The following is a 19362-nucleotide window of genomic DNA, read 5'->3' as shown; positions in this document are numbered from 1 at the left end:
AGATAAATTAACCGAAACCAGTGGGAGAATTTACGATGGCTGCGTAAAATTCTTACGGATTTTGCTAAGGAATTCAGGGGTAATACCTAGGTAGGAAGCAATTTGTGTATTAGGCAAACGTAAAGCGAGTGCAGGATGTTGCGCTACGAAATTATGATATCTCACTTCTGCCGAAGTGCTGATATTTTCTAAGGTTCGCTTCTGAAGCGCGATATATTTCTGCTCAGTTATAATTCGAAAATTACGGTCAAACTTATGATAATGTATATAAAGATGCAGCAGATCGGCATGCTTGATTTGCAGCACAACCGTAGGCTCTATCGCTTCTATAAAAACCTGGCTTGGTTTCTCTGAATAGAAACTGCTTAAATCGCTAATCCATTCCTGCTCTATAGCAAACTGAAGATTATGTTCTTTGCCTGCATCGTCTGTTACATACATTTTCAGACAACCCGAAACAACGAAGTAAAAGAATTTACACACGTCGCCCTGTTGCAAAAGCATCCCCCTGCGCTTAATCTTTCTTTGAGAAAAGCGCTCAAGTACCTCTTCTTTCTCTTTTGAATTTAAAGGGAAGTAGTTATTAAAGAAAGGAATGAGCGTAGTGGCTATCAGGTTTTCGTCTTCCAACTAACAGGCATTTATTGACTAACACGGAATTTACAACTTCTTTGCTAAAGATACCAAGGGCTAGCCACATACTACCTTAAAAATGCAGGGCTTTCAAAACCACTTGCTATCAACGCTCTGCACAGTCTGTTCAGCTGGTAATTAAAAGAGCAGTTTATTCAACCGCTCTTTTATCCAGGATATCCCAGTTATATATATCATCTATTACCTGTTGCAATTAAAAATCCTGCAGGCCATCCACCTCAATATTCCAGAATTTACCGCTTGTCTTATTTTCTGTAAGCGCTTTGTAAATTCCATCAACAGATTGGGTTATGGTAACAGGTGCATTTTGCCCCCCCATTCTCGTTTGCACCCATCCCGGATGTAATGGCGTAACAACAATATCTTTCTCTGCTAATCGCTGCGCCAACATTACCGCATACATATTAATAGCAGCTTTCGACATTCTGTAAGCAGGGCCGGAAGGTGCCGCATTACGTAAAAGCGCCATAGCTGTAGAAAGAAATAAAATATGCCCGCCATTTTTTACATATTTAAGCAACCCTTCTGTAAACAGCACGGTACCTGTAGTATTGATAGCAAAAGAAGTTTGCATATGTTCTGCAGTTGGCACATCTTCCATCAAATCAGGCCCTACTCCTGCATTGTTTATCAGATAATCAACTTCCACACCCATTGCCGCAATTTTTTCAATGGCATGCGAAATGCTGATTATACTGCTGATATCTCCCTGCACAATAGTTAGATTGGCATGAGAAAGCCCCTCAATAGCGCCCGATCTTACCACAGCTATCACCTTAAATCCTTCAGATAACAATTTGCCGGCTAAAGCCCGCCCAATTCCATTACTCGCTCCGGTAATCACTACCGTTTTCTGCTTATCATTCATCTCTTGAACTTATTATTTTATCAAACTGCAAAGGTCTAATGCGGTTTAATAACGAAGGCTTAAACTATTTTAATAAATACCCTTAAACTAGTTTAAGGGTAATATCAACCGCACTACCACTAAATTTGCATGGTACCTATATAAAACCGGTGGCCTTGCAATGAAAGAGATTTTCAAAATATTTAAACTTACTGTGGAGGACGCGGATAAAATACAACGGTCAGACAATAATCCACACAACCACGACTTTGAAGAACTGATCATTGGCAAAGAAGGACAACTGGAACATTTTATAGATTTCCGATCCCAGACTATTGAAGCGCCCTTTGTAAGCTTTGTAACGCAGGGAAAAGTTCATCGCATCAGGCCACTTCCTAAAGATGGCAAATGCAATATATGGGTACTCCGCTTTAAGAGTGAGTTTATTCCCCAAACCACTTTTCAATTATATTCCTCGTTTCACAATAATGCCGATTTATATCTTCAACATACCACCTGCTTTGACCGGCTGGATATTATCTGCGGCATTATACACCAGGAATATGAACAACCTTCGCCCGATCTTCCCGTGATGCGGGAACTATTAAGCGCCCTTCTTACGATAGTAGAATCTGAGAAAAAGAAACACGCACAGCCTGACGATGAGTTCCGGAAAACACAAAGTGCTACTTTTAAAAACTTTCTGCTATTACTGGAAGAGCACTACAAGAAGCCCGAAGGCGTTAGCTTTTACGCAGAAAAACTATTTATGTCATCCCGCAATTTAAACCTGATATGCCAGGAGATAGTACACCAGAGCATTTCAGAAATGATTGAAACCCGGAAACTGACCGAAGCTAAAAACCTGTTAATTACTACTAAGATGGCTATTGCCGAAATTGGCTATGAGCTTGGATATAAAGAAAAAACCTATTTCACCCATGTGTTTAAAAGAAAAGCAGGTGTTACCCCTTCCGAGTTCAGAGAAGAAATGTCGCGCCTGATTTCCTAAAATCACAACTGTTCTTCTCATAAGTGTTACCAGGCCACCTGTTTACCGCACGACCTTTACATCCTAATTATTCAAGTAAAATATACAGCGATGAAGAAGTCTATTGTAAAAAAAGCAGGATTAACGATTGTATTGGCAGCAGCTTTATTTTCTCAAAGCCATGCACAGAAAGAAAACAAGGCTGAGTTGCTTAAACAATTACAGGCGCTTACGGCCGCTAACGCAGAAATAGCCAAAAACCTGCAAACGTTTGACACATTAGATTATACAGTTTTCAGCAATCAGGATTGGTCGCGTTTGCACGAAAGCCACGCTAAAAACATTCTGGTACACTTTCCCGATGGCCATACAGAAACAGGGTTAGAGCAGCATATCAAAACACTGGCAGCCATGTTTGTGTATGCACCTGACACCCGTATTAAAGAGCACCCCTTCCGCTTAGGCAACGGCAATCTCACTGCTGTAATGGGCTGGATGGAAGGTACCTTTACCAAGCCTATGCCAATAGGTAACGGCCAATTTATACAGCCCACCGGAAAAGCCTTCCGTATTCCTATGGCAACAATTGGTGTATGGAAAGACGGCACCATGTCTGAAGAGTACCTGTTCTGGGATAACAAAGCCTACATGGATCAGATTGGTTTAGGCAAATAATAATACACACATGGAAAGAAAAGACTTTTTAAAAGCGATGGCTATCATGCCGATAGGTGCAGCAACAAGTTTGCATACACTCGGCAGGGTAGCCAATGCCCTTACACCCACCGAGCGGTTACCAGTGCTGTTTTTAGGCCATGGCAACCCCATGAATGCACTGGCTAATAATAACTTTACCAAAGAGTTTGTAAAGGTGAGTACAGAGTTTGCCCGCCCCAAAGCCATCCTGTGCATTTCTGCCCACTGGGAAACCCAGGGCACTTTTGTAACTGCTATGGCCAAACCCGAAACCATACACGATTTCGGTGGATTTCCCCAGGAGCTGTTTGACCTGCAATACCCCGCCCCCGGCAGTCCGGAACTGGCAGGGAATGTACAGGAGCTGGTTAAATCAGCACCCGTAGGCCTCAACCACGAATGGGGACTGGATCATGGTTGCTGGTCGGTAGTAAAGCATTTGTATCCTAAAGCAGATATACCGGTTGTGCAAATGAGTATTGATTATAGCAAACCTGCTTCTTACCATTATGCGTTGGGAAAAGAGCTGGCAGCGTTACGGCGCAAAGGCGTTCTTATTATAGGCAGTGGCAATACCGTTCACAATCTTCGCCTGGCCGCCTGGGATAAAATGATGACGCCAGGCTACGCCTACGACTGGGCCACCACGGCCAATGAAAAAATGAAGCAAATGATTTTGAACGGCAATCACCAGGCATTGATAGCATTTGACAAACAAGGTGCAGAGTTTAAGTTAGCGGTGCCCACACCGGAACATTATCTTCCCCTCCTGTACACGTTAAGCTTACAGGAAAAAGATGAACAGAGCAGCATCTTCAACGATAGCCTGGTAGCCGGCTCACTCAATATGCTTTCCGTAAAAATTGGCAACGCCTGATGAAAAGAAAAACACTGTTATCACTGATAATTATTGTTACCATTACAATTACGAGTTTTATGATACCAACAAGCAAAGAAGCACCTGCACTACATTACCTGGTGCGAAAACCAAAAGTAGCAGCCACTCATCCCCCATTAATTATACTACTTCACGGCGTTGGCAGCAATGAGCAAAATATGTTTTCGATGGCCAATAGCTTGCCGGACAAATACCTGGTTGTATCTGCCCGCGGACCATTAACATTAGGCCTTAATAGTTTTGCCTGGTTCCAGGTTGACTTTTCAAGCGGCAAACCGGTAATTATAAAAGAACAGGCCGAGCAGGCCAGGGTTTCTATTATCCGGTTTATTGACGATTTGAAAAAGGTAGAGCAGTTTAATGACCAGGAAGTATTTCTGATGGGCTTTAGCCAGGGCGGCATTATGAGCTATAGCGTTGCTTTAACTGAACCGGAAAAAATAAAGGGCATTGTCGTAATGAGTGGCAGACTACTTCCTGAAATCAAACCGCTGGTAGTATCGGAAGAAAGACTGAAGCCGCTTAAAATTTTTGTATCGCACGGCACCAATGATCGTGTATTACAATTTCAATACGCACTGGATGCAGTAGATTATTTAAAAACAAAAGGTCTGCACCCTGACTTTCATCAATACAACGAAGACCATACCATCAACACTCAAATGCTCAATGATGTGGCGGGTTGGCTAAACAAATAAACAGTAAACCTGTTAATTAGAAGTAAAACATTCAATTATGAGTAAAGTAATTGGCCTTCTCGCCGGAAGCCTGCGCAAAGAATCTTTTCAAAAAAAATAGCGAACGCCATACTGGCTATGGCACCTGAAGGATTTGAGTTTAAGTTAATATCTCTGAACAACCTACCTGTTTACAACCAGGACTTCGATGATAACCACGAGGTACCTGAAGCTTATACTGTATTCAGTAAAGAGATGAGCGCAGTAGACGGCGTAATTTTTATAACACCCGAATACAACAGATCTGTACCAGGCGTTTTGAAAAACGCAATAGATGTAGGCTCCCGGCCTTATGGCAAAAGTATATGGAACGCCAAACCTGCGGCCATTTTCAGTAATTCTCCGGGCAACCTTTCCGCCTTCGGCGCCAACCATCATTTACACCAAAGCCTGGTATTCCTGAACATGCCCACCATGCAGCAACCCGAGGTTTACCTTCCTAAAGTACACGAGCTGTTTGATGAGTCAGGAGCTTTAAAGGATGGAAGTACTAAAGAGTTTCTCCAAAAAGCGGTAGACGCTTATATTACCTGGCTTAAAAAGAATGCTTTATAGTTTGTACAATAGCCAGGAGTTATTGACCGGGCGAAACGACTTTACGTAATTAGCAAATAATTATTTGAAATGAAGATGACACAAGGTTTCAGGAAAGAATAAATCCTTAAAAGTTGCAATCGTTGGACTTTGACATATCAGCACTGTTGTCTCCACCAACCTTGTTAAAGGCAATCGCAACATAATTGTTGCTGACGGAAATTTAGTAAAAGCCATTGAGCTATCCAACAAATTAGGCGATCTGGCTCAACCGCGGGCATTTCCGAAGCCATCAAAGAGGCAGACTTCATCGTTATGGCTGTATGGTTTGACAACATAAAAGAGTTGTTAAAAGAATATTCAAAACAACTGGAGGGAAAGACCATTATAGCCCAATCTAATCCAATAGCACCCGACGACAAAGATGGGTTTAAAAAAATAATTGACAGCACATCATCATCTCGTCAGATTCTATCTTCACTTCTTCGTGTTGTCCAGTATTCATAATAACAGATTATAAACAAAATGGCCTCTACATAAAATACTGCGCCTTTACTCTATTTTATAGCTCCGCTGCTTTTTGTCAAATACAATCAAAACTCTTATTAATCCCATCACAATCACCAAATTAACTACACCAGAAAGCAATGATTCAAAAACCGGCAAACACCAGATAGCAAAAGTTCCAAAAGCAAAACCAATAGCAAGATAACCTACAAAAAAAACGGTTAAATGAGAAACAACCAATCGTGTTAACGGAGGCCGCTTCATTCCAATCACTTTTTTATATTCAATATAAATCAAAGTGAAAGCGAGTAACCAGAACATCAGAAAACTATGGATAAAAATAGCGGGGAGTAACTCAAGAACATTATCCCATGTATCAGTAACAAGCATTAGGATAACGCTGTAAAATAAAGACAGGTACGAGCCTTTCTTAAAAAACTTCTGTCTTACAACCAAGACAGACAATGAAAAAGAAACAAACGCTCCTAAGCCACTCTTAAACACCGACCATTTCATAAATTCACCTCCACGCAATATTTTAAAAAACCATCAATCACAGCTTAATGACGAGCCAGCGTTAATCGTAGACGCTTTAATGCCTGTGACCTTTGTGTATACACACTTGTTTCCGGAACATTCAGCAAGACCGCAATCTCTTTGGGTGTTCTTTCATTAATAAAAGAATGTATAAATATAGATTGCATCCCCTGCGGCAATGTCTTTACAGCAATCATTGCTTCTTTAAATCGCTCGCGTGTAACCAACATATCTTCTATTGAATTCAAAACATAGTCGCCATGACGCATCGCCTCAGTTTGTGCAGCCCTGCGCCGTTTTTCAGATCGCAGATAATTCAACGAACGATTAGCGCATGACTTAAACAAAAAGTTCTTAAAATCTCCGGAAGACTTATAGGAAGGACGAATCTGCGAAACCTTTATGAGAAGAAAATCTACAATTTCCAAAGAAGCTTCTGTATCCTTTGTGATACGGAAAGAATGTTCAAATAGAGTACCGCTATACATAAAATAAACGTCACTAAAAGAAAGTGATTCGTCACCTATAACAAAATTATTCCAAGAAGAGGGGTGAATTGTGTTTTTCATACAGCAAATCGTTTTAGTTAGACTGTAAACAATTCACATACTTGAAAAAAAAGAAATCAGAAGAAACAGAAGTCAATGGTAAGGAAGGTTTTGTAAACATAGCTTGTAATCAATAATCAATTAAAAACAAGCCTGAAAAAAGAGTCCAACACAAAAACAAAAAATTGAAGTAGTAATCAAATATAGTAAATCTCTAAACACTAAAAACGGGGTAATATGCTGACATAATAATTTTCCTCCTGTGAATCAAACAGCTGACAACCTAAAAAAACAGAGCTGTAAAACTGATTTTAAAAAATTGGCCAGTGTCTTAGACAAGACCGGCCACCTAACCTATGTTGTTGAAAACACCTATTTTTAAAGCACAAGGCTAAGATTTCAAACTCCGAAAAGAACTATACCCACACAGAACTTGTACAGGGATAAAATAAGCAAATGACAACTATTCCGCCTTATTATTACAACACCGGAAAAAAGAAAACCTAAAGACAAAAGCAGAATTTTTTAAGAAACAGTCCATATAGGGTTTAGCACCACATATTCCGAACGAATGAATTAAACCATCCCCACAAATTGTACCTATACTCAAAAAAAACATGCTGGGTTGAATCCACCCCAACCCTAACCAATAAATCAACTACCTTCCAGTCAGCATCCCACTCTCCTGTATATTCATCCATGAAACCATACTGAAGTACATTAAAAGCAATCGGTGTAGCATATCTGTCACGATAGGAGGCGCTATCATAATTGGCAAGGTATGACGCGCTTACATAAACGATCAACTTTGTGCCTACTGTATCAATTCTCTCCACCCAATTACTATCATTTCCATAACGCCACATTTCCTGATATAACCTTCTATAAGTCTTAGCGCTTAAATAGCCTGTAGGTTCACTGGGGGGATAATGATAGTCAATCATTTTACTCTTAGTGCAGCCCAACATAATGCACACAGCCAGAACTAAACCATACTTCCACATACAAATGGTGCTTTAAAAAAGAGGGATAAAAACTACGCTGCGTACTTTCTCTTGCAGCCGTATGACTTTTTTTTCCCCCTTCAATTAAACAACACCGCAAAACTCAAAACCTAAACGGAAAATGAAAAAAAGTACCACCCTGCCTAAAAAAGAATCCACCGTCAAAAGACGGGGGATTGAGCAATTATCCAATAAAAGTAGAATTCAAAATACACATGAGAGAGAAGGGAACCTGCTTTTATACAGTTTAATTGGCATTGCAAACCGGGTACACCCCTGCTCCGGCCATTACCCTATATGATTTTTGATCGACACCGCATTATTTCATAAACAACCTGAATACCCGAAATAATAGCATTTTTTTTAAAAACCGGCTTTGTGTACTGGTTATTAAAAAAATAGGCCTGAGCCTTAGACAAGGCAGGCCGTTGCTAACCTATGAAAAACACCATCTTTATAAGCCTAAGCCTATGTAAAATATTCTCAATTTTCAACCTTTATACTTAATCAACACCGATCACTTAAAAATCTAAAGAGAAAAATAGGCTTTTTCTCAAAAAAATTTGCAAACTAATAACTGAGTACATAAACGCTGGAAAAATACTGAAACCAATTAAAAGAAAAGTCTGTCTAAAAATCTCGAAACTTCATTCTTCAAATACGAGAAGATGAATGTAAAATACAGTAATTACAAAGGCCAGACCTAGACAAGACTGCGCCTATGATAAACCTATTTATCCATGATCTTACAAACTAATAGGCTTACTAAATCTAACCGCAGGGCTGTACTTTAGACAAAGTACCCCATGATGCGTCAAATGAGTATTTTTATGAAACCTGTACACAATTCTCCAACGAACAAAAAATGAGACTTTCAATTCTCATTGCACTACCACCACCAATCCCCCGGCTCTTTAATATTAGGATCAATAAACCTGTAATGAAACACTTGATTGGTAAGACCGCTAACAGTGGGAGTTTCTACTTTATAAACCAAATTGACTAAAAACCAATCCTGATAGAGTTTACCCGTACGTAAATTTGTAAACCCCAACCACTTTGTACGTCGGACAATAGGATCAACCCAAACATGCCTGAACATTGCGCTATCATAGCCCATCGGGTTTTTCGCTTCCAGTGTGAACACTATGTTTAAACCATCTAGGTGTACGGAAGCGCCAGCATATATTGCGGGAAGTGCCTTTCTTACTCTTTTCACCGTTGACCCAAACATTCCTGTTTCGTTTTCAGGCTCTTCCTGGTGCGTATTTTTGGCACACCCAGCAAGAACCAAAACACAGGCAAAAAAGAAAATCCTTCTCATAACAGCTATTATTATAACACTCTATACAACACCGCGAAAGAAAAAACCTAAAGAAAGAAAGCCCATTTTCTTTCCCTCAATCCGGCAAAACCTGTCCCAGTCTGCGACCAAACTGTGAAAAATCACTTTTAAGCAACTATACCTTCGGTACGTAATAACACAAAGCCATACACCTAAAAACACCACTATGTATTACGTTCTTAAATTTTCAGATTCATGGTCACTATATGACGTGAACAAAAACCAAAGCCGACCGCTGGAAAAAGAAGAGGTTAATCTGCTTCGGCAGCTTTTTCCCGGAGTGTTGAGCGACAAAATTCTACAGGCCGTTGCAGTCAGTTCGATTCAACCTAACAAGTTGACGAACTTACCTGTGAAGAATACACCACCAACCGGCAGAACAGCAGGGGAGCCGCATAAGACAACAGCCCCCACTCCTTAGCCCCCGTCAGGTTCCATCGTTTGCCCCACCTACCGGTGGGGTAAATACCTGCTGCACAGTTCCTGTGCGACAGGTGAATGGGGATGACCGTGCCTTTTCAGCACGGGGCAAGATGTATAGTTGTCAGCAACAATTAAATGCTAACGCATGGCAAGAAAGCACACCAAAGAGACAGAGGCACTCAAACACAGAATTTTCACGCGGGTAAATGAAAGCAAGTATCAGCAGTTGCAGACCATTCTCAAAAGCACCCGCAATAAAGATATGAGCAGCCTGCTGCGTGACTTCCTGCACAACAAGCCTATCAGGCTTTACACGCATGACGCCACTTTCTCTGACACCATGCAGGAACTGGTCAAACTGCGTTCAGAACTTAAAGCCATCGGGATTAACATCAATCAGATTACCCGATTTTTTAACACCTACCCGGAAAAATATAAAAAGGAGTACTACGCTAAAACAGCCTTTCAGGAATACACAAAGATCAATACCAGCGTAGAACGCCTGCTAACCATCATAGAAAAACTATCGCTCAAATGGTTATCCGCATAAACACCAGTAAAAGAATGAAAGAGCCGCTAACATACAACGAAAAGAAGCTAAACAACAATGACGCGAAATTAATATTGGCGTCTGGCTTTGGCTGCAACGTGGATGAACTTGGCTATTCACAAAAGCTGCAAAGATTTGAGCATAACACCCAACAGAATCCCAAGATCAAAACCAAAGGGGTTCATATTTCCATCAACTTTCTACCGGAAGATAAAATAAGTACAGAATCCATGATTGAGCTTTCCCGCAAATACATGGAGCGGCTGGGCTTTGAAAACCAACCATACCTGGTTTATCAGCATTTTGATGCCAACCACCCACACCTGCACATCGTCACCACACCTATCAAAGAAGATGGTTCCACCATCTCCCTGCATAATATAGCAAAACGCCTGGGCGAACAGGCACGGCAGGATTTGGAGCAGGAATACCATCTGATTCAAGCTAAAGGGAGAAATCAACAAACAGACGATGAAAGCAAATTAATACAGGATGCTATTTATGGACGCATACCCACTAAAAAGGCTATCAACAAAATTGTCAGCAGAATAGCAGGCCGCTACAAATTCACCTCACTGGAAGAATTTAACGCGATACTCAGACAACATAACATTATAGCTGATCCAGGTGCAGAGGGCAGTATCATCAAAAAAAACAATGGTCTGCTTTATTCCATAGTGGACAATAAAGGAAAGAAAATTGGCAAATCCATCAAAGCCAGTTCACTTATGGGTAAACCCACTCTTCACCAATTCTCCAAAAAGTTTCAGGCGAATGGGTTTGCTAAAAATGCGTACCAGACAGCAGTGCAACAAAAAGTACATGCGTTATTGTTGAAATCGTTCAGCCTGCAACAATTTCATCAGAACCTGAAAGCACAACAAATCAGCTGTTATATACAATACGACAACAAAGCTCATATAACAGATATTTCATTCATAGACAACCATTCCAGAACGGTATACAACAGCAGAGAAATTGGGTTGTCAATAGATGAAATCATTGCACGGACAAACAGACAACACCAGTCACAAGAGCAGCAAACCAGCCATTCTCTGACAGCCTTGCTGTATTCACCAACATACTATACCACTACCAATTTCCTACAAGATCAATTCACTTTATTACTCACCTCTCATTACCAGCCAGACAGCATTTCACCTGAATTCCTGAAACGGAAAAAGAAGAAGAAAATCTAAAAGCACCACATATCACCTCATTACCTGATTGAGCCGGAAACGGCTCAAAAGCCACACCTATGCAAAGCAGCGAAAACACACAGGCACTTGGAAAAATAATGGACTTTATCAGATGCGGCAGCATTCTGCTACTCATCATCCATTTCTATTGCACCTGCTACCCGGCGTTCCAGGAACTACACCTGACAGTTTCCATCGTAGACAACATTATCTACAATCTAACTACCGGAATCAAAGCCCTGAATGCTGCTAATCTTAAGTACTCCACACTGGTACTGCTGTTAGTGGCATTGATTGGTGCCAAAGGCAAAAAAAATGAAAAGCTTACTGTTAAGCCGATTCAATATTATATCATAACAGGCCTGATCCTATACTTCGGCTCCCATCTCTTACTCAGCCTCCCTTTGAAAAATCAGTTGCTGGCAGGCGTTTATATACTAATTACAACCACTGGCTATATATGTATCCTTTCGGGTGGTAACCAGATCAGCAGGCTCATTCGCGTGAACCTGAACAATGATCCGTTCAATACCCTTAATGAAACATTCCGGCAAGAGGAAAGATTACTGGAAAACGAATTCTCTGTAAACCTTCCAACAGAGTACAACTTAAAAGGAAAAATAAGGAAAGGCTGGATTAATGTCCTCTCACCTCAAAGGGCCACGATAGTGTGCGGGAGCCCTGGCTCTGGAAAAACGTATTTCGTTTTGCGCCATTTCATAACCCAACATATCGCAAAACAATTTACCCTTTTTGTATACGACTACAAGTTTCCCGACCTCGCGAAAATCACCTACAACCACCTGATTAAACATGCCGACAAATACAAAGTAATACCCCGTTTTTATGTAATCAACTTTGATGACCTGAGCCGGACACATCGCTGTAATCCTATATCCCCTGCTCAAATGTTAGAAATAGCGGATGCAACGGAAAGCAGTCGCACCATTATGCTGGCCTTGAACCGCGAGTGGATAAAAAAAGTTGGGGACTTCTGGGTCGAGTCGAGTATCAACTTTGTCACTGCTGTATTCTGGTTTTTACGCAAATATGAAGATGGCAAATATTGCACATTACCCCATGCTTTAGAGCTGGCCGCCTTACCCTATAAAGACCTCTTTCCGGTGATGGCACAGGAAGAGGAAATCTCTATTTTGATGGACCCCTTCATTTCCGCCTGGCAAAATAATGCAACTGAACAACTCGAAGGACAGATAGGTTCGGCAAAAATAGGCTTAGCCCGGTTATCATCTCCACAACTCTATTATGTACTATCTGGTAATGATTTTACCCTTGACATTAATAACCCCGCTGCGCCCAAAATAGTCGTGGCAGGTAACAATCCCCAACGGCAGGGAATATACGGTGCAGTGCTTTCTCTCTATGCAGAAAGGCTATTAAAGCAAATCAATCAGCCTGGCAAATTAAAGTCTTCAGTTATTGTAGATGAGGCACCTACCATTTACATCGGCGGTTTGGATAATCACATCGGTGTGGCAAGAGGCCGGCTTTGCAGTACCACATTAGGCATCCAGGATATATCGCAGTTCCGTAGAGATTATGGTAAAGAACAAGCAGATGTAATTGTAAACACCTGTGCCAATATCATATCAGGTCAGGTGTTAGGAGATAGTGCTAAACTCATGTCAGACCGCATAGGAAAGATCATGCAGGATCGGCAGTCTATTTCTATCAATTCCTCAGATACCTCTATAAGTAACTCCACTCAGCTGGAAGTGGCCATACCACCTGCTAAAATAGCGAATCTGTCCAGCGGCCATTTTGTAGGAGCGATAGCGGATACACCGCAACAGGAGATAGAACGCAAAACATTTTCTGCCAAAATAATCAATGACCATCAGGCCATTGCCAATGAAGAAGCAACCTATGAAGAAATACCGCAAATCAGAACGATAGACCAATCGGAAGTAATGGATAATTATTACCAGATCAAACAGGATATTAAAAACCTGGTTCAAACTGAACTGGACAAACTAAAAAATGATCCCGCATTTGCCCAAAATAGTACAGATAACCAAACTCAGTCAGCAGTAAGTCTATAACATCAAAACAGTTTACAAAAGAGCTACTTGAAAGACTGGCTATACAGTCACAATCGACAGTACGCTACTTGCGCATTATTAACTTAAAAATTAAAAATTATGGAACAGAGAAACTATGAATTCCTTACCACTAAAGTGCTACCAGACTTAGGGTTAAGAGGTTATTTTGACGAAGCCATCCACGCTAACATGAAATTAGACAGACCCCAGTTTGACGTATCAAGAACTGGTAGACAAAAGGATGGAAAGGAAGTAACAATTGAACTAACAAACTTTGTTAAAAAAGGGGATTATTATATGCTCAACGGCCCCAACAAATTACACGTCAAAGACCCGGAAACCGGTCAGGTAAAGACGGGTGTTTTTCGTTTGTATTATCAGAAAGGTTTTAGTTTTAATGAAATGTCGCATATAATGAATGGTGGCATCCTATACAAACCAACAAACGAAAACGGTAAAGAAACACCGAGAATACATTTTCTGGCTTCGCAACCAGGCCCCATTAAACGGAAAACAGACAAAGCCAGTAATCAGAAAACACCGAAAGAGCAGGAAGCCTACTCAGCTGAAAGGGTGTTCGGCGGCAAAGACCCCAAACCTGCCGTTGAGGAAAATAACCAGACGATGAAAGAGTATCACGTATCAAGCGTAAAATTCAAAATGCTCGACCTTGCCAAAAACTTCAACTCCTTACCCGGACTAAACGCCGATCAGGTAACCATTGAAGGAATGATGAAAACAATTTTGCTGGGTGGCACCGTTGAGGCAAAAATAACACAACCTTCAACCGGCGAACGAATCGACGCCAATCTTACCTTGTCTAAAAATGCAGGATTAATTGTAAAAGATAAGCAAGGCAATTACCTCAACCTGAAAGCAGAAGTATCAAACTTTATCCCCGATCCAATTCAACAACTCCAGAACCCGAACAACAATACTGTCCAGAATCAAACAACAAACGCACAGCACAATACCAACACTCAGCAAAACCAGCAAACAGCCGGTATGGGCGATAGCAACAAAAAAGCGAAAGACCTTTTGAATGCACAAAACCAACAACAAAAGCGAACGCCAAGAAAAAAAAGAGCATAGTAGAAAAAGTAACAAAAGCGGGTTCTACCCGCTTTTTACATTACATTATAGATATATAAGTTTTTTATCCGAATTATCCAAAATCAACATACCCGTTTTTTAACGGTACAGCGACAAATACCAAAGCCCCACCTAAGAACGTTATATACAACGTTTTATAAACAATACATTTTGTTAAACCCTAAAAACGCAATACAAAAAGAATTAATTTGTATTGCACGAGGGATCACTATTACTATGAAAAGGAACCGAACCCGATATTTTACTGCTTATACTGGTATTCAAACGCTTATCCATTCGCCACCCGGACGATGACCAGTCACATCTTACCTTAAATCTGACAACGCCATATTATTCTATCAATCAGTCCTCCCCTGATGATACGGGCCACAGTAAGTGTTCATATTAAAGTCCTATATCATGCGAAAAAAACTCATCGAACTTGAAACCTTGTTAAAAAAACATGCTGTACACACAAACTCCGCTGAACAAACAACAGACGCTGATTTCTCACCGCTCATAAGTGAAATAGAACACATCAGACAATTCTGGTTAGTAAAAGAGCATTATTCCATAGTCACAGAAAACGGGCATAACGAAGCAGTAGAAGCGCAATATGCGCTGTCACGCATTCAAGTGACCATCACGGACTATTTTGATGAAAACCTCATCCAGCTACCGGAAAACCTCTCACCCGGCTGGAAAAAATTAATCGAAGCACTGGAAGACCTGCAAACTGTATTGGAGAAGTGCTTCTCCCAATATCTTGACCAGACAATACGGGTTCCCATTTTCCTGTTGGGTAGACTGTCCAAAAGTATCAGAGGGAATTACCCTCAGCTCCAGCAACTTCTTTCTGTCAAAAAAGTAAATCAGACACTTGCCCACGCAATATTACAACCGCTGGAAGCCATTGCTAAGCCAATGCCGATGGAACGCATTTCCACAGGCAAATTAATTGTCGTTCGTGAACTACTGGATCACCTGTTGGAACTACTCAATCCGGCAAACGTATCACCCGACCTGCACATGCAACTATTAAACATCATTACCTACTGTAACTTAAATACCTTATCTGCTACCAACGCCGCCATCGATCTGTTTAAAAGCAGGTATGATGGAGAGGACTTTCCGCTGGAAAAACTCTTTACTATTAATAGCCAGTTAAATCATTTTAACGAAACTCACACCAAACCCAACCTGAGTTATGAAACCACGAACAGACATATCAAAGTGATACTCATTGAATGGCTGGAAGCGCAACAACACATTCAGGAAAATGAGATAAGCGAATGGAATGCAGAAAGGGGCAACAATACCATAATGAGGATCGAAACCAGCCTTAACGTGAAAGAAATAGGCTTGCTTATTAAACTCTTTTATGAGTGCGGCATACTTCTTAATAAAAATAAGAAAAGGCTGGTAAGGTTATTCGCCAGATCCATTCAATCTATCACTAAAAAAGAAAACGTGCCTATTTCTGAATTTAAGCTATGGAATGCTACCTATAAAACCAGTTACCTGACACTCATTAATACCAGGCGCATATTGAAGAATATGTTGTCGGCTGTAGATGAGTATCTGAAAGCCAATTACCAGCCGGGCCACACTAAAAAAGGAAGGTTGGACTAACAGACAAAGCGTTATAACGGCAATATACGTGTACATTCCCCCATCCCCCGCATATTCCCTGCAAAACTACAACCCCATTACAACCCCGAATAACAATCCTACAGTTCCCCCGTTTGCAACCCGGTTACTACCGCTAAGCGCAACCACAACACAACCAGATTCAACAACTTTACTATAACTGACCTGTTCATAAAGGCAGGCAGTGAGGTATTGTTATTGTTCCCGTTTGGCCGTAAACAGAATTTTCGGACTTAAACGGGTAAAAAATGCAACTAACCAACACAGTGAATGAACTGCACAGCAGTGTGAAAGAGGAAGTGAATAACATCATGAGCTTACCACTTAGTCTAAGCGAACGATATGAAAAAATTGTACACAAAGCTTCCGATGCCATAGAAACCATCAATACGCAGCTGACACAGAATGAATTCAGCTCGGATCAGGAAGAAATCAGCTTCTTCAAAGAAAGCTTACCACCGCTGTATGCCACTTACATGCGATACGTAACAACCTACAGTATCGAAACGCATAAGCCTATCGGCATTAAGAAAACGCTGGAAAAATACTTTAAAAAAGAACTTCGCAAAATAGAAGAGTACACAACCCATCATTCGGAATTCTACCGGTATCTGAGAGGCGGCAAGACGCACTTAGACAATCTGTACTTCACCCGCACCAGAAGCATCAATGACTTTTCTATAGACAATTACTTTCCCGCCATTAATAAGAAATGCTGCACCATTTATTCCCTCCGGGTAGCCATGTTGCAGGCAAACGAAACAGTCAAAGATTACCTGTATCAGGCTATTGACGATGTTAAAAACAACTTCATGGTAGTAGCCAAACTTGCGGAAGCATCGCCGTTAAATCAGCTTAAAAAGCTGGTATGGACAGATAGTAAAACCAACCTCATCGAACTTGCCTACGCACTGCAGAGTGCTGGCTGCTTCAATGAAGGTAAAGCCCAACTCACACAGATCATTGCATATCTGGAACATATTTTCTCTGTCAATCTGGGTAATACCACACGTATATTTCAGGATATACTGGCGCGCAAAACAGGGTACACCAAGTTTATCGAAATTCTAAAAGAACGACTACAGGCACGCATTGACAGAATAGAAACTAAGAATAGACAGTAGAAAAAACAGCCTGATTAACACCCCTAAACCCTTTCCTTTTCTCTGGCCTCTTTAGCAGCAACAATTTTAGTATATTCCTGCTCATTGCCTTTCGCCCATTCCTCCACAAAATGCGTAATATCACCCTGACCCGCAAACATTGCTTTATCCTCACTCAGCCATAACTTAATCATTTCAGTCTTATACTTTTTAATAGGATCAGGATAATTATCAGGCAAATACTCTAACTGCATATTTTTTATAAACCTATACTTTGTGAATATTTCATACCAGTCATCTTCATAAAAACCAAGGGCATTAAAATATAACAGGAGCTGTTCAAACTCAGATAATTGGTCACGCAGCGTACGAACCAGATCATATTTTCTTTTTCGGGTTACAACTTTTTCAGAAAAACCGTCTACATACTTAATAGTTTGATACAAATGTCTATAGTATGAGCCCAGGCTTGACGAATGGCCTCTAAAAGGTATAAAAGCAAAATTCCCTCCATATCTGCGGGAAAACCAATTGAAATCATCACTAAAACTAAGCTGAGCCAGGCAAAGATCCGCCAACACCTCACTAGCTACTATTTTTTCCGCATGGTTTAAACCCTTCATAACTGATTTCCTTACGGTATCGCCAATACCAAAGTAAAAAATAGCATAAGCAAGACAATCTACGTTTACCTGTTTACGTAACTCTTCAACCAACTCACTATTCCTGAAAAGAGTAACCCTATATACAGCTTCAAATTCAATATAATATGCCATAAAAGTACGCCTCCCTTTGTAGACTTCATTTTTCCCTTCATCGCGAATTTCCAGTTCAGCAACATTATCCTTGTGTAGCCGTAGCAACTCAAAAAAGCGCCCTGACAATTGCTCATTCTCCCAGTCTTTTCTTTGTTTGTTTATATCATCCCTTTGCTGCTGATTTGCCTGATACTGAACTATAAAAGCGAGAAATGTCAATATAACACCCAATCCACCTATGAGCGGAGCAGTAGTACCACCTAACAAATCTCCGATCTGCCCTATATCCTTTGTATTGATATAGCTTAAATAATCCTTATCATTTGCCACCATCCTTGGGAATCGTGCAACAAAAATCAACCATCCTATAACTAACAATAACAACACTATCGAAACAACGTATATATTTAATTTTCTATCATTTTTCATGCAGCCAACAGAGTTTTAATCGACAAGTACAAAACAAATATAAAGTGCATTTCGATTCATCATATTAATAAAACAATTCCCAGCCTGCGAACAGACTGTGAAACACCCTTTACCTGCTGAAGCATCTTTGCTGTAGAAACAACATCAATCACTACAGTAAAAATCTAACAGCATGGAAAACACCATTATCCTTATCGCCATCATAGCCGGAGGCTTATTTGTGGCGGTGCTGATCCCTCTCTTACTGGCCCCCAGGTTAAAACTCGCACTGGGCCATTTTACCAAACCTGATTCGCCCCCCGGAACATCAGTACAGGCTTCTTCTTTAAAACATGAACTGATCGCCCCTGTCACCACAAATGCTTTACCCAAAGACGAGTGGATAACAGAGATTGACGAAGACAGTTTGATGGATGAAGAAGACGAATTAACGATGGATGATTTTGAATGGCTACCAATGGCAGAAAGCATCTTACTCAAACAAGCCGAAGAGGTAGTCGATGAAATTCAGAACACCATTAACAACATTGCCTCCCTGCCGGTTAACCGCGAAGAAGTAACCACCAAGCTGAACGCCATCCTTTCCAATTTCAACATATTCAGAAACACCGAATACTTTGAAGCACTTAACAGCTATGTAACTATGGCCGTCAAAAGAGACTGCGACATAGAACTAACCGAAAAAGAAGTACATCAGCTCTGGATTGAATAAACACTATTACAGACAGCCAACACCCCCAGGCCCACCCACTCCGGAAAACACCAGCTACTACGGGTGGGCCACTTTTTAACAATCT

Annotated in this window: 21 protein-coding genes; 14 read left to right on the top strand and 7 right to left on the bottom strand. The window is 40.8% G+C overall.

Annotation, left to right across the window (positions count from 1 at the left end; all coding sequences use genetic code 11):
- Window positions 1-30: 30 nt before the first annotated feature.
- Together IEY13_RS03710 and IEY13_RS03705 are read right to left on the bottom strand one after the other, a co-directional pair.
- Complete coding sequence (locus IEY13_RS03710; protein ID WP_229687708.1) at window positions 31-630, bottom strand: Crp/Fnr family transcriptional regulator; 600 nt, start codon at window positions 628-630, stop codon at window positions 31-33.
- A 217-nt stretch (window positions 631-847) separates the two neighbouring features.
- Window positions 848-1522 (bottom strand): SDR family NAD(P)-dependent oxidoreductase, encoded by a 675-nt coding sequence (locus IEY13_RS03705; protein ID WP_188950604.1) that lies wholly within the window; start codon window positions 1520-1522, stop codon window positions 848-850.
- A 160-nt stretch (window positions 1523-1682) separates the two neighbouring features.
- On the opposite strand from IEY13_RS03705, the gene IEY13_RS03700 reads away from it, so the two are divergent.
- From IEY13_RS03700 to IEY13_RS30405, 6 genes are all read left to right on the top strand, one after another.
- Window positions 1683-2513 carry a helix-turn-helix transcriptional regulator gene (locus IEY13_RS03700; RefSeq protein WP_188950603.1) on the top strand — a complete coding sequence of 277 codons (831 nt, stop codon included), beginning with the start codon at window positions 1683-1685 and terminating at the stop codon, window positions 2511-2513.
- 90 nt (window positions 2514-2603) lie between these two features.
- Complete coding sequence (locus tag IEY13_RS03695) at window positions 2604-3167, top strand: ester cyclase (RefSeq protein WP_188950602.1); 564 nt, start codon at window positions 2604-2606, stop codon at window positions 3165-3167.
- 10 nt (window positions 3168-3177) lie between these two features.
- Window positions 3178-4065: a 4,5-DOPA-extradiol-dioxygenase gene (gene ygiD / locus IEY13_RS03690; protein ID WP_188950601.1), complete on the top strand. Its 888-nt coding sequence runs from the start codon at window positions 3178-3180 to the stop codon at window positions 4063-4065.
- A 59-nt stretch (window positions 4066-4124) separates the two neighbouring features.
- Window positions 4125-4784, top strand: coding sequence for an alpha/beta hydrolase (locus IEY13_RS03685; RefSeq protein WP_188950600.1), 660 nt, complete (start codon window positions 4125-4127; stop codon window positions 4782-4784).
- 81 nt (window positions 4785-4865) lie between these two features.
- Window positions 4866-5378: an NADPH-dependent FMN reductase gene (locus IEY13_RS03680; RefSeq protein ID WP_308421151.1), complete on the top strand. Its 513-nt coding sequence runs from the start codon at window positions 4866-4868 to the stop codon at window positions 5376-5378.
- Window positions 5379-5600: 222 nt separating this feature from the next.
- The gene (locus tag IEY13_RS30405; protein ID WP_373286924.1) at window positions 5601-5864 is read left to right on the top strand and encodes an NAD(P)-binding domain-containing protein; all 264 of its coding nucleotides are present in this window, start codon (window positions 5601-5603) and stop codon (window positions 5862-5864) included.
- Window positions 5865-5909: 45 nt separating this feature from the next.
- On the opposite strand, the gene IEY13_RS03670 is transcribed toward IEY13_RS30405, so the two are convergent.
- The 4 genes from IEY13_RS03670 to IEY13_RS03655 form a co-directional block, all read right to left on the bottom strand.
- Entirely contained in the window at window positions 5910-6254 is a 345-nt protein-coding gene (locus tag IEY13_RS03670) for a hypothetical protein (protein WP_188950598.1), read from the bottom strand.
- Window positions 6255-6424: 170 nt separating this feature from the next.
- Window positions 6425-6970: an RNA polymerase sigma factor gene (locus IEY13_RS03665; protein ID WP_188950597.1), complete on the bottom strand. Its 546-nt coding sequence runs from the start codon at window positions 6968-6970 to the stop codon at window positions 6425-6427.
- 527 nt (window positions 6971-7497) lie between these two features.
- On the bottom strand, window positions 7498-7953 hold the full coding sequence (locus IEY13_RS03660) for a hypothetical protein (RefSeq protein ID WP_188950596.1): 456 nt from the start codon (window positions 7951-7953) through the stop codon (window positions 7498-7500).
- Between the two features lie 889 nt (window positions 7954-8842).
- On the bottom strand, window positions 8843-9277 hold the full coding sequence (locus IEY13_RS03655) for a hypothetical protein (protein ID WP_188950595.1): 435 nt from the start codon (window positions 9275-9277) through the stop codon (window positions 8843-8845).
- Window positions 9278-9464: 187 nt separating this feature from the next.
- Between IEY13_RS03655 and IEY13_RS03650 the strand changes: the two genes are divergently transcribed.
- The 7 genes from IEY13_RS03650 (at window position 9465) to IEY13_RS03620 (ending at window position 17399) form a co-directional block, all read left to right on the top strand.
- A complete protein-coding gene (locus IEY13_RS03650) occupies window positions 9465-9719 on the top strand; it encodes a hypothetical protein (protein WP_188950594.1) in 255 nt (84 codons plus the stop codon).
- Window positions 9720-9866: 147 nt separating this feature from the next.
- Window positions 9867-10271: a plasmid mobilization protein gene (locus IEY13_RS03645; RefSeq protein ID WP_188950593.1), complete on the top strand. Its 405-nt coding sequence runs from the start codon at window positions 9867-9869 to the stop codon at window positions 10269-10271.
- Window positions 10256-11470 (top strand): relaxase/mobilization nuclease domain-containing protein, encoded by a 1215-nt coding sequence (locus IEY13_RS03640; RefSeq protein WP_188950592.1) that lies wholly within the window; start codon window positions 10256-10258, stop codon window positions 11468-11470. Before IEY13_RS03645 ends, IEY13_RS03640 begins: the two co-directional genes overlap by 16 nt.
- A gap of 59 nt (window positions 11471-11529) precedes the next feature.
- Entirely contained in the window at window positions 11530-13533 is a 2004-nt protein-coding gene (mobC, locus tag IEY13_RS03635) for a conjugal transfer protein MobC (RefSeq protein WP_188950591.1), read from the top strand.
- A gap of 99 nt (window positions 13534-13632) precedes the next feature.
- On the top strand, window positions 13633-14625 hold the full coding sequence (locus tag IEY13_RS03630; protein ID WP_188950590.1) for a hypothetical protein: 993 nt from the start codon (window positions 13633-13635) through the stop codon (window positions 14623-14625).
- 420 nt (window positions 14626-15045) lie between these two features.
- Window positions 15046-16257, top strand: coding sequence for a hypothetical protein (locus tag IEY13_RS03625; protein WP_188950589.1), 1212 nt, complete (start codon window positions 15046-15048; stop codon window positions 16255-16257).
- 266 nt (window positions 16258-16523) lie between these two features.
- On the top strand, window positions 16524-17399 hold the full coding sequence (locus IEY13_RS03620; protein WP_188950588.1) for an RteC domain-containing protein: 876 nt from the start codon (window positions 16524-16526) through the stop codon (window positions 17397-17399).
- Window positions 17400-17422: 23 nt separating this feature from the next.
- On the opposite strand, the gene IEY13_RS03615 is transcribed toward IEY13_RS03620, so the two are convergent.
- Entirely contained in the window at window positions 17423-18565 is a 1143-nt protein-coding gene (locus IEY13_RS03615) for a putative phage abortive infection protein (protein WP_188950587.1), read from the bottom strand.
- A gap of 172 nt (window positions 18566-18737) precedes the next feature.
- On the opposite strand from IEY13_RS03615, the gene IEY13_RS03610 reads away from it, so the two are divergent.
- Window positions 18738-19277, top strand: a complete 540-nt coding sequence (locus IEY13_RS03610; RefSeq protein ID WP_188950586.1) for a hypothetical protein — start codon at window positions 18738-18740, stop codon at window positions 19275-19277.
- Window positions 19278-19362: the final 85 nt, after the last annotated feature.

Origin of the sequence: Filimonas zeae (genome assembly GCF_014641615.1) — a bacterium.
Lineage (GTDB): Bacteria > Bacteroidota > Bacteroidia > Chitinophagales > Chitinophagaceae > Filimonas > Filimonas zeae.
This window is presented reverse-complemented; position numbering and strand designations above follow the sequence as displayed.